The 11338-nt window shown below is 39.0% G+C and carries 12 protein-coding genes and 1 pseudogene; 4 read left to right on the top strand and 9 right to left on the bottom strand.

Annotated elements, in window-relative coordinates:
• Positions 1-164: 164 nt before the first annotated feature.
• Positions 165-557 (top strand): hypothetical protein, encoded by a 393-nt coding sequence (locus ACWIWK_RS05230; RefSeq protein WP_454151468.1) that lies wholly within the window; start codon positions 165-167, stop codon positions 555-557.
• 78 nt (positions 558-635) lie between these two features.
• Here ACWIWK_RS05230 and ACWIWK_RS05225 read toward each other — a convergent pair whose 3' ends face one another.
• The gene (locus ACWIWK_RS05225; protein ID WP_454151466.1) at positions 636-920 is read right to left on the bottom strand and encodes a hypothetical protein; all 285 of its coding nucleotides are present in this window, start codon (positions 918-920) and stop codon (positions 636-638) included.
• A gap of 122 nt (positions 921-1042) precedes the next feature.
• Positions 1043-1378, bottom strand: a complete 336-nt coding sequence (locus ACWIWK_RS05220; RefSeq protein WP_454151464.1) for a hypothetical protein — start codon at positions 1376-1378, stop codon at positions 1043-1045.
• Between the two features lie 318 nt (positions 1379-1696).
• Between ACWIWK_RS05220 and ACWIWK_RS05215 the strand changes: the two genes are divergently transcribed.
• Positions 1697-2671 (top strand): hypothetical protein, encoded by a 975-nt coding sequence (locus ACWIWK_RS05215; protein ID WP_454151462.1) that lies wholly within the window; start codon positions 1697-1699, stop codon positions 2669-2671.
• 59 nt (positions 2672-2730) lie between these two features.
• Here ACWIWK_RS05215 and acnB read toward each other — a convergent pair whose 3' ends face one another.
• The 5 genes from acnB to ACWIWK_RS05190 all read right to left on the bottom strand — a co-directional run bounded on the left by acnB (position 2731) and on the right by ACWIWK_RS05190 (position 8287).
• Entirely contained in the window at positions 2731-5304 is a 2574-nt protein-coding gene (gene acnB / locus ACWIWK_RS05210; RefSeq protein ID WP_454151460.1) for a bifunctional aconitate hydratase 2/2-methylisocitrate dehydratase, read from the bottom strand.
• A gap of 611 nt (positions 5305-5915) precedes the next feature.
• Complete coding sequence (locus ACWIWK_RS05205) at positions 5916-7043, bottom strand: HP0729 family protein (RefSeq protein ID WP_454151458.1); 1128 nt, start codon at positions 7041-7043, stop codon at positions 5916-5918.
• A 60-nt stretch (positions 7044-7103) separates the two neighbouring features.
• Complete coding sequence (locus ACWIWK_RS05200) at positions 7104-7307, bottom strand: hypothetical protein (RefSeq protein ID WP_454151456.1); 204 nt, start codon at positions 7305-7307, stop codon at positions 7104-7106.
• A gap of 74 nt (positions 7308-7381) precedes the next feature.
• Positions 7382-7705 (bottom strand): hypothetical protein, encoded by a 324-nt coding sequence (locus ACWIWK_RS05195; RefSeq protein WP_454151454.1) that lies wholly within the window; start codon positions 7703-7705, stop codon positions 7382-7384.
• A 66-nt stretch (positions 7706-7771) separates the two neighbouring features.
• Positions 7772-8287, bottom strand: a complete 516-nt coding sequence (locus ACWIWK_RS05190) for a hypothetical protein (RefSeq protein WP_454151452.1) — start codon at positions 8285-8287, stop codon at positions 7772-7774.
• A 22-nt stretch (positions 8288-8309) separates the two neighbouring features.
• Here ACWIWK_RS05190 and ACWIWK_RS05185 point away from each other — a divergent pair, with 22 nt between their 5' ends.
• Entirely contained in the window at positions 8310-8585 is a 276-nt protein-coding gene (locus ACWIWK_RS05185; protein ID WP_454151450.1) for a hypothetical protein, read from the top strand.
• Between the two features lie 41 nt (positions 8586-8626).
• On the opposite strand, the gene ACWIWK_RS05180 is transcribed toward ACWIWK_RS05185, so the two are convergent.
• Positions 8627-9490 carry a hypothetical protein gene (locus ACWIWK_RS05180; RefSeq protein WP_454151448.1) on the bottom strand — a complete coding sequence of 288 codons (864 nt, stop codon included), beginning with the start codon at positions 9488-9490 and terminating at the stop codon, positions 8627-8629.
• 27 nt (positions 9491-9517) lie between these two features.
• On the opposite strand from ACWIWK_RS05180, the gene ACWIWK_RS05175 reads away from it, so the two are divergent.
• Positions 9518-9685, top strand: coding sequence for a hypothetical protein (locus tag ACWIWK_RS05175; protein WP_454151446.1), 168 nt, complete (start codon positions 9518-9520; stop codon positions 9683-9685).
• A gap of 5 nt (positions 9686-9690) precedes the next feature.
• Here the strand turns inward: ACWIWK_RS05175 and ACWIWK_RS05170 are convergent.
• Positions 9691-11310 (bottom strand): annotated as a pseudogene (locus ACWIWK_RS05170) (LeoA/HP0731 family dynamin-like GTPase); the annotation flags it as partial.
• Positions 11311-11338 lie beyond the last annotated feature (28 nt).

The following is an 11338-nucleotide window of genomic DNA, read 5'->3' as shown; positions in this document are numbered from 1 at the left end:
CATAAATCGCTATTTTTAGCAAAACTTAAAGTGTTATATGCTCAAAATCATCAAAACAACTGCATAAAAGTATCAAAAAAGTATAATTTTTTGCCACATTTTCAAATAATGTGCTACAATGCGTAGTTTAAGCAGTTTTTAGTAAAACTTAACAAGGAAGTAAAGTGGGGAAAAACTTAAGGACACTCGCAATTTGCGTCATTGTAGCTCTACCAATGCCAGCAAGCGACATCGTAAGCAAGATGCACGATTTAGAATATAGTATGGGCATAATGCAACGAGGCTTCTTCTATAATGACACGGCTGTCATCACAAAGGGCTTAAAAGGCTTCAAAAAAACCTACAAAGACTTCAAAAAATACGATGTAATGCAATATATAAAACCCTCACACACCTTAGAAGAAAATGTCGTCCTAAGCACCATTAAGCACGATGAGGAAAATATTATCGCGCTAGAAAAGGCTCTTGCCAAAGGCGATATTTTGCGCGCTGCTGAGTTTCAAACTAGAATCTTTCGCTCTTGCACGAGTTGCCACGCTATCACACGAAGTTGGTAGTTCATTAAAAACGAAGTGTAGCTTTTTAGTTTTTTTGTTTTTAAAAATATCTCAAGATTTTTGTAAGAATGCTTAGTTTTATCGTTTGTGGAGCTTTGGTGCAGTATGTGTGTTGGGTTTAATTAGTGGATTTTGAGTGATTTTGTTAATTTTTTGAATTTTGTTTTGTTTTTCTTGTTTTAACGCGCTATTTATGATTTGGTATTTTACGCTTACTTCATTTATTACATTTGAGACATCAAATTCTTGTATGCAGTTTTTTAACCAAGTGAATTTTTGTCCTAATTCCTCCATAATCGCGGCTATATGATAATCCTCTAGCGGTGTTTTTAGAAATATAGCCCGAATATTGTCTATGCTCAAATCCTCTATCCTCAAAAAATTTTCTAATCATAGTATAAGGTAACCTCGTGCTATCGGGGAATATATCCCTTAATTGATTAGTATCTAAATCAAAATTATATATTTGATATATTTTTGCTCTTTCATTCCCAAATGCCTTTATCATATCTTTTTGCAGATTCTATGACATTAGTATCAATTTCATCATTTTCAAGCCAATACCATTCTTTTACATTGCGCGTGATTGCTTCATTTTTGACTACATTATTATTTGTAAAAATCCCTAAGCGCGACAAATCATTTTTATCGCCCTTGCCGACATAGTTGTATTTATCTTGTTTGATTAAATCTGCTTCTTTAGCGATTTCATCTAAATACGCATATAAATCCTCTAACTTATACTTGCCCTCACGCAAGATTTTTTCCTCATCTAGCACGATTCTCACACTTTTTTCGCTTCTTGTTTCATTTGCTGACATTGTTTATTCCTTTTATTTGGATTCTAAGGCATAATCGCCTTGTTTGCGAAAGATGATTATAGCACAACGCTACTTAAAAGATGTAAAAATCAGCAAGTTATCATAATGGCTTAGGCATTTAAGGGCATAGAATTAAGGAATCTAAGTCCAACAATTTCAATCGTTACAACTTCCTTTAAGGCAATCACACACTGCACTCCTGTATCTCCACTCACATAAGTCCTATTTTTGCAAATTTTAGCCCCCAAAACCAAAATTTAAGGAGTTTTTAAGGGGGGGGGGATAGAATTTATCCAAATTTTATACCAAAGGCACACAATGCAAAAATGTATTTTTATGATTCTTTCATTTGCTGTGGTGGCGTTTGCCACGCCAAGTAATACAAGCAATATAGAAGCAAGCGTGGCAAAAATAGCGCAAGATATGGCACAAGAACGATACCTAAGTCTTTTTAATAATGATTGGGAAGAATATATTGCTCTCAAAGAAAGCATAAAAGAAAAGAAAAAACTCAATGCAACGATTAAAAATATCTGCGATATGGCAAAGGATATATATGGAAGTAGTAAGTGCGCTACTTATTCATATCTGGCGTTATTTATCTCCACTCATCAAAATGGCATAGAATACCTTGATATGACAAAGATACAAAAACTCTTTGGATTGCAATATCAAGTGCGCGAGTTTTATCAACAAGGAGCTAATACGCTTTATGTCATAAAATTTAGCAATGCCTTTAAGGATTTTTATGATAATTTTCAATTTACAGATTCTATGAAAGAATCATTTGAAAAAATTCTCTATGACTACGATAAAAAATTATTTGAAGACTATGAGCAAGGTGATTATAATAAAAGCGAGTTGATTGAAGTAGTAGCATTTTTGCAATTTAAGAAAATACCACTTACAAAGGAATCTTTTTCGCAATATTGGGGAGTATTTAGAAATTATGGCGATAGATTGATAGGTGATTTATTTCAAACATTTATTCCATTTAGAATGCGCTATGGCGAGAAACAATCAAATGCAACAACCAGCGATTTTGACATTGCCAAATATTTTGAATCTAAATATTTTGAATCTATGGGTAAGGAATACGAGTATATTAGAACATATTACAAATCTTGCTATGACTACTTCCTCTATGAAGATAATGTTGAGTATATGAAACACACAGTCATAACAAAAAAAGCAACTCCAGAACTCAATAACCCTGTATGCAAGGCATTTTATGATAGCTTTGAGTGGGCAGTGGGCAAATCACTAAGCGACTATCAAGCAATCACTAAATAAGACATAAACATTTTATATAAGCCACATAAGAATCTATGCAATTCTTATGTGGTTATATCTTACAGGGCGAAGTTTTCGATTTTATCAAAGTTAAGGTAAGTATAAACAGTGTTTTTACCCTCCAATTTCTTAGGCACAAGGTCTAAATACTCTTTTGTGCTGGGCAATCGTCCCAATATCGCACACACACCACCAAGCTCGGCACTTCCTAGATACACTTGCGCTCCCTTGCCCATTCGGTTATCAAAGTTTCTCGTGGAAGTAGAAAACACCACTGCATTATCACGCACTCGTGCTTGATTCCCCATACAGAGGCTACAACCCGGTGCTTCCATACGCGCACCTGCTGCACCAAAGAGCGAGAAATAGCCCTCTTGTGTGAGCTTTTTCTCGTCCATCTTTGTTGGCGGTGCTATCCAAATTTGCGTCTTAGACTGCCCCTCATTTTTGACAATCTCACCAAACGCACGGAAATGCCCAATATTAGTCATACAACTACCAATAAAGACTTCGTTAATCTCTTTTGGTCGCTTAGAATCTGCCAAAATCTCACTCAAAGTCGCCACATCATCAGGGTCATTAGGGCAAGCCAAAATAGGCTCTTTGACATCTGCCAAATCAATCTCAATTACTGCGGCATATTCTGCGTTAGAATCTGGCTCCAAAAGCACAGGATTTGCTATCCAATCTTTCATCTTTTGTGCTCTCCTGCGGAGCGTATCGGCATTTTGATAGCCCTTATTTATCATTTCGTCAATAAGCGCGATATTTGACTTAAGATACTCAATAATTGGCTCTTTATTTAATCGCACGCTACAAGCTGCAGCACTGCGCTCTGCGCTCGCATCAGAGAGCTCAAAAGCCTGCTCGACTTTCAAATCGCCTAAGCCCTCAATCTCTAAAATTCTCCCGCTGAAAATATTCTTTTTGCCCTTTTTCTCAACGGTCAAAAGCCCCTGCTTAATTGCGTAATACGGAATTGCATTCACCAAATCACGCAAGGTAATGCCCGGATTGAGCTTACCTTTGAATCGCACGAGCACAGATTCTGGCATATCAAGTGGCATAGTGCCCGTAACAGCCGCAAACGCCACTAATCCACTCCCCGCTGGAAAACTAATACCAATAGGGAATCGCGTATGAGAATCTCCACCCGTGCCAAGCGTATCAGGCAAACAGAATCTATTGAGCCACGAGTGGATTACGCCGTCTTTTGGACGCAGTGCGACACCACCACGCGTAGAGATAAACTCTGGCAATGTAGCGTGCAAGCTCACATCTGAAGGCTTGGGATATGCTGCTGTATGACAGAAACTTTGCATTACAAAATCTGCGCCAAAGCTAATAGCGGCAAGTTCTTTAATTTCATCGCGTGTCATCGCACCTGTGGTATCTTGTGAGCCAACGGTCGTAGTCTTTGGTTCGCAATAAGTGCCCGGTGCGATACCCTCTACACCACACGCACGCCCGACAATCTTTTGAGCTAATGAGAATCCTTTTGGTTGTTGTGGTGTTTTAGGAGATTTGAAAATATCGCTCGGTGGGAGCTTTAAGAAATCTCGTGCTTTAGCTGTAAGATTGCGCCCAATAATGAGTGAAATCCTCCCACCAGCGCGAATCTCATCACCAATGGTGATTGGGCTTAGTGTGAATTTGGCTACTACTTCTCCATTTTTGAGAATCTCACCCTTATTTGTATGAATTTCGATAATGTCCCCCTCATTAAGTTTGCTCACATCAACGGCGATTGGCAACGCACCTGAATCTTCACAAGTATTAAAAAATATCGGTGCAATCACGCTACCAAGCACAACTCCACCGCCTTTTTTGTTTGGAATGTAGGGAATCTCACGCCCAAAATGCCACAAAATCGAATTACACGCAGACTTCCTTGAGCTTCCTGTGCCCACGACATCGCCTACATACGCTACTTGAGCGTCATTTTTACTAGCGACTTCTTTAATCTTTTGGATTCTGCTTTCGTAGTTTTCAATGCGTGATTTTAGCATTGCCTTAGCGTGGAGTGGAATATCGCTACGCGTGAAAGCATCTCCCGCAGGACTTAAATCATCGGTGTTTGTCTCGCCATCAATCTTAAACACACACGCTTTAATGACCTCTGATAAGGCTGGCTTTTGCAAAAACCATTCTGCATCTGCCCAAGATTGTAAAACTTCCTTTGCTAAAGGATTACTCGAGCTTAGCTTAGCGACATCTTCAAAGCTATTATACATTAGCAGTGTATGCTTAAGTGCATTCGCACAATCCTGCGCTAATTCTTTATCGCTCAAGCTTAAACCATCAATGAGTGGCTTGACATTATAGCCACCAAGCATTGTGCCAAGATATTTTACAGCCTCTTTTGGTGTGAAAACCTGCGCCTTGCCACTTTTAAGAATCTCAGCGAGAAACTCTGCTTTGAGCTTAGCTGCATCATCTACGCCCGGATTCACGCGGTGGATAAGCAATTCTTTTGCAAAGTCTTTTTGTGTTTGGCTTGATTGAGTGCTTTTGCAAATCTCAATCGCACTTTTTGTCTGCGCTACGCTCAATGGTAATGGCGGGATACCTTGAGATTCTCGCTCTGATTTAAGCACCTCATACTCTTTAATGAATGTATCAAAGTTTTCCATCTTATCTCCTTTGTTGCTATTTATTGTTTGATTATAAGCAAAAGTGGTTAATTTGGAATCCAACAAAGAAATAAAGTCAAGGAAATTGTTACTTTTTGTAATTGACTTGCGCCAAAGTCGCAAAATCAAAGTTGTCTTTCTTTAAATAAGCGAGATGAAAATATCCACGCAAGGCTTGTTTCATTGTGCGCAAGCACAACTAAAAACAACTCATTTATGAGAATCTAAGTTACTTAGCCAATCAAATTCGCTCTTTAAGGTTAGATACTAATGTTTGACTTCAAAAGCAGGATTTGTATAAATCTTGCTGTTGAAGTTTGGCATTTCAATGCTACTACTAGCCTTATATTTAAATTCTGTTTCTTTTAATAAAGCAAAAAATTCTCTTTTTTGATTCCCCTAATTTTAACAAATCTATGCTTTGCATAACACCTTCTGCTTGCAGTTGTAAGCAAAGCGAAGCAAAAACACAGAAGTTTTTTGCCAGCTCCACGCCCTCTTTTTCCTCTTACTCTTTTAGCGCACAAAATCGCCAAACATTCAACGCGAATCACACAAAATTCACATTTCGATTCGTAAAATTTCAAACAATTTATGCCAAATCTTAAATTTTATTTTAGCAATTCTTTTGCTTTTAGTATTTCCACCATTACGCTACTTTGCCCCACGCCGATGATTTTATCGCGCACGGCATTTGCCATTTCAAACCTTGCAAAATCCGAATGCGCCACAGGATTTCGCGCCTTTTGCATAAAGGCAATATCTTTTGTGAATCTAGCGCAAAATGCCACGATTTCAGCACTTAAATGCGCCTTTATAGATTTTCGCAAAAGATTATCAAGCAAATGCAGATACGCCCCAAGCATCGCCTTTTCGTGCGATAGATTCGCCACTTCTTTCATTTTGCTTCCCACGCCAAATTTTAGCTCTAAAATCGCGCTATCTTTTGCGCCCAAAATTCGCACGATTTGGCGCACAAATTCATAGCATTCACTCTCAAACGCCTTTGCATAGCGCAAAATCACGCCACTAAAATCATAAAGTTTGTCATTTTTATTTGCGTGAAATTCCATTTCGGCAAAAATGAGATTTTCAAAGCTATCGGGGTGCAGAGCGTAGAGATAGTCGCCAAATATGTAGTCTGTCAAAATCTGCTTTTGTGCCAAAAATGCCTCGCTTTTAAAGAGCGTAAGAAAATGCCGTTCATCGCCCTCAAAATAGCACACTTCGCGCTTTTGCACCACTTCTATGGGATATGTGTAGGCGTTGCCATAAAGCGCGTAAGTGTGGTTTGCAAAGGCGGGAGTAGTGAAATTTGCCAAATATTTATCGCGTAAAGTCGCGAAATCATCACGCACAATCTCGCGCAAATCCGTGATGATGAAATATTCCTCGACATTTAAGCCTTTTTGCTGATAGTAGTTTGGGATTATCTCATTTGGGGCTTGGGATTTATCCAAAATCTCATCGACTTTTGCCACATAGAGATTGGCATAATCCGTCAAAAAAAGTTGCAAATATGCGCGTTTGTCCTGTGCTTTTTGTGAATGTAGCTCGGATTTTATCGTGGCTAAATCTAGCGGATTTTCGCTTTGGCTTTTTTGACTTCCTAGCGTGTCTTTTAGCTTGGAGCGCACCTTGCCAAAAGCGACTTTGCCCTTTTGCTTTAGCACTTCTAAGTGGGATTCTATCACGGTGTCTTGGTAGTATGGATTGTATAAAATCAGCAGGTTTGTCATTTTGTTTCCTTTATGCTAGAGATTTTAAAATGTCTTAAATGTAAGCGTAAAGATTTTGGGTTATTTGCTTTTGCTGATGAGGTAGCCACCTACCCACCACAGCCCTAGCCACGCTAGCCCCCACGCCACACCATAAAAATAAAAAATCGCAATGCTAGCGATGATAAAGCCCACAAAAACAAACATATACATATACGCTATAAAGACAAACAATCCTAAAATAGCCGATAAAACCGCTAATAAAAATAAAAAAATCGCTCCCATTTGCTTCCTTTTTGTGCGTTAGTTTTTGGTTTTGCACTTTTTAGATTTTTTTGCTATGAAATCCAAACGGCAATCTAGCCTAAAAGCGACCTTATCGCTTCATCGATTGATTTATCGACTTTGCGCTTTTGGCTAAATCGCTCTAACGCACAAAATATTTCTTCAAATTCTTGTGGATTTTGCTTTTTATACGCGAGGATTAAATCTAATGCTTCAAATGCAGAATCTACGCGCTTTTGTTTGGATTCTAGCTCGTTTGTGAAAATCTCTGCTTGTTGTTTTAGTGCAAATCCTAAGCTCCCTAGACGCGTTAGTTTCCCTAGCTCCCATAGATTCATAAATTCGCTTAAAAACTTATACAGCACACTAATAATCTTTGAGAATTTTTTCAAGTCCATCATTGCGTCCTTATATTTTGTCGATAGGATTGAAGCACGAGAGCCTATTAAGCGTTGCTTTTAACCTTAGTTGCCCTTAAACAAGCCTTTGAAAAAATCGCCTATGCTTTTGACATCTAAATTTGGCATTGGTGTTTTACTCATTGGCTCATTGCATTTCTCACACATTGGGCACATTTCAAGCGGGCTTAGCGCATCGCTTTTGGGCGAGACAAATTTCACTTTGCCACATTTGGGACATTTTGCTATGAATGATTTTGGTTTGATTGGCATTTTTTGCTCCTTTGTTTTGGTTTGGTAAAAATCTACTTGTCGGAATGAGCGCAAGCGAAGTATCTCAAAGCATAGATTCTGTAAAAAATCCAAAAATACAAATCGAGATATTTCGCTAACGCTCAATATGACAAAGAAAATTTTATTGACAAAAAAATCCGTCATTGCGAGCAAATGCGACTTTGTTAAAAGTAGCATTTGCGTGGCAATCCATTTTTTATGTTTTTGATTGTGGATTTTGCTTGCGCAACTGCGCCCACTCGCGCTTACGCGCTGAATCGCTACTTCGTAGCTGTGGGCTTGTGCCACGCTTAACTAGCGTTTGCTCGCAATGACTTTACCCACCCCCAAACCCCCTCCGCAAGGGAGGGGGGCTTATTATGGATTGCCACGCGCAACAAGTTGCGCTCGCAATGACAGCAACTTTTTTATGCTAAAAACATTTGTCATACTGAGTGTAGCGAAGTATCTCAAAAATCTAAAAAACAAAAATAGAGATATTTCGCGCTTACGCGCTCAATATGACAAAAAAACCCACCCCCACCCAACAGGTTGCGAGGCGTTAGCCGAAGCAAAAACCCATTTTGCAAGGGAAGGGGTTTTTTAAGATTCTCACAATGACACAATCTCATACACTATGAGACTTTGTTATGCGGATTGTTGCAATGTCTCTACGCGCTCGCTACAAAAGCTACCATAGCTTGCAAAATCCCCTCTTATCACGCCATCTAGTGCTGTGGCTAGCTCTAAAGCCTCGCTTAGTTTGCTTGCGTGATGACTATCTTGCAAAGCAGAATCTTTTAGGCTAGATTTTAGCTCTGCATTTAGCGTGGCTAATCTATCGCAAGACTCTTTGATAGATTTTATAGCGGATTTGACGCTCTCTATCTCGCCTACTTCATCTAAGTCGTATTTGCTAGAAGCGACACTATATATGTTATCTAAGCCCTTTATAGTATCCGTATCGCTAGAATCTCGCGCCATATCTTTAGCAAATGAGACAAAATCTAAAATCGTCTTATGCGCCTTGTAGCATTGTGCTTCTAGCTCATAAATCGCGTCTATGAAATCATCGTTTTTTTGGATTTCATCGTGGAGGGTATTTAGTTTATCCATCTCCTCATCATAGATAGGGATACCTATGCGACTGCATTGCGCCGCGCTAAAACTTGTTTTTTTCACAAGGGCTGGTGCGAGCTGCATACCATTTAGGTGCTTGCATTCACTCTTGCGCAAAGTTGATTTTAGGGTATCTAGGCTAGACATCACGCCTTCTGCATAAAGTGGCTCATCAAAGATTTTTTCATAACCTTTGGCTAGTCCTTCAGTTATCGCTCCTAAGCCATTGCAGATGATTTTGCCCGCTTCCTCAAACGCCACATCTTTGTAGCCTAAGCCATAGTTTTCTGGCTTCTCCATTTGGTTATCTAGGTGTTTTTTTGCCTTGTATCCTGCGTATCCTATGCCTGCTAGGGCTGCACTGCCCAATACGAAACGAGTGAAAATTGACATTTCTTGCTCCTTAAAAAAGATTTTGTAATGCCTGCTCTTGCTTATCTTGCCCACATTTGCGCTTTTTATTTTGCTTATCTGCGTTTTTGCAGGATTGATATTTGCAAGATTTTGGCATTTACAGGCGAGATTTTACTCCCTGTGTGCGACATTATTTGTCGCTATGATATACTTTTAAAGTATTTTTTTGTATAGCTACACTAATTTTCTACAATTTCAGCTTCTATGATTTCGCCCTCTTTTACCCATTCATCAAATTTTTGACTTTGTGTTTCAAAGGATTCTAGCTCATTTTGTGTGGATTCAAGTGCGTTTTTTAGCTCATTATAGCCACTGAAAAGTTCGTAGAATTTATCGCTATTTATCGTGTCCAAAATCTCTTTCATTTGAGTTTCAAGCATATTAGCGATTTTAGATTTTGCCTTTTGAAATTCTTGTTCTTTTTCGTGCTGTTTATAGCTATCCCACACTTCAAGCGCGAGTCCCACACCAGCTAATGCGGTATTAGCTCCTTTTGCAAGATTTACTGCTCCCCACGGCTTAAAATTCAATGCTGTGCCGACATTTATGCCTATTTTTTCAAGTCCTGTTTTTAGCAAATCTCTAGCAGCTAAAACATTTTGAGAATTTATAGCACCTGATTTTTGTAGCCACTCTACGCCTTGCTTACCATAGCTACTGATTGCTTTTTCAAAGTCGCCTTTCTCTGCGTCAAATCGCTCGATACTCGTTCGCAAATCATTGATTACAGAATGTGTGTGGCGTTGAAATTCGTTTTGGATTTTCGCGTTTATTAGGCTTCCCTCGCTACCGATTTCGCCCTGCATAAAATCGCCAAATGTCTCCAAACTTGTCCCATTTACTTGTTTAATCAAATCATTAAAATACTGCGTTACAAAGCTACGAAGCGCAATTTGCGCATCGTTCATTTTGTCATTTGTCCGTAACATATCCTTTTGTAATGCTTTTGCGCTCTCATTTAATCGTTGCATATCGCCTTTGATTTTTCCTTGTAGCGATATAGCACTAGGCAGTTGCCTCCCCACAATATCGCTTAAAATGCTTTGTTGAGATTCAACCAAAATAGATTCCAACCCACCATTGCGCTTAATGCACTCTGTGGTGGCATTTTGGAGCGAATCTATATGGGAGAGTTTTTCAAACTCATCTTTATTTGCCAACCACGATTCAATGCCCTTACCAAAAGGATTTGCAGAGATTGCTACGATTTGCAAATGTTCTTTTTCACTTTGACTTAGATTTATGGCACTTTGCAAGTTTGGGATAATGCTTTGCTCTTTTTTAATCGCAAACGCGCTGTCAAATTCTGCTTCATCGCCCAAATCCGCCACTTCATCAAATTTGCTAATCACAAAAATCGTTCTAGGCAGTAGATTTAGTGTGCGAAATAGCCACTCCAAATCCTCTTTGTGGCTTTCTTTGATAGGATTTGTGGGATTCATCACATACAAAATTATATCCGCTTCGCTTACGAATTTTTTGGTAATGTCTTTGTATTTTTCGGCATTTACGCCCACGCCTTTTTCTTTAAATCCAAAAAGTCCGGGCGTATCGACAATCTCTACTTCATTATTTTTTGTATCATAGATAAGCACTTCATTGCTTGACTCTGCGCTGTCAATTTTCCCCAAAACTTCGCCTAGCCACGCCGAAGCGATAGAGGTTTTACCCTCGCTAAATCCTCCCACAAGCACGACTTTTAGTTTGCGCTGATTTATTTTCTCTTTTGCTTTTTGTAGCTTTTCTAAACCGCTATCTACGCTAACGCCAAATAGCTCAAAATCCCTGCCTTTTTCTAAAAATCCTTACAGATTGTTTAGCTTTGCT

Source organism: Helicobacter sp. 23-1048, assembly GCF_053654545.1.
The sequence above is the reverse complement of the archived record's forward strand: the minus strand, read 5'-3'. Positions and strand labels throughout refer to the sequence as shown.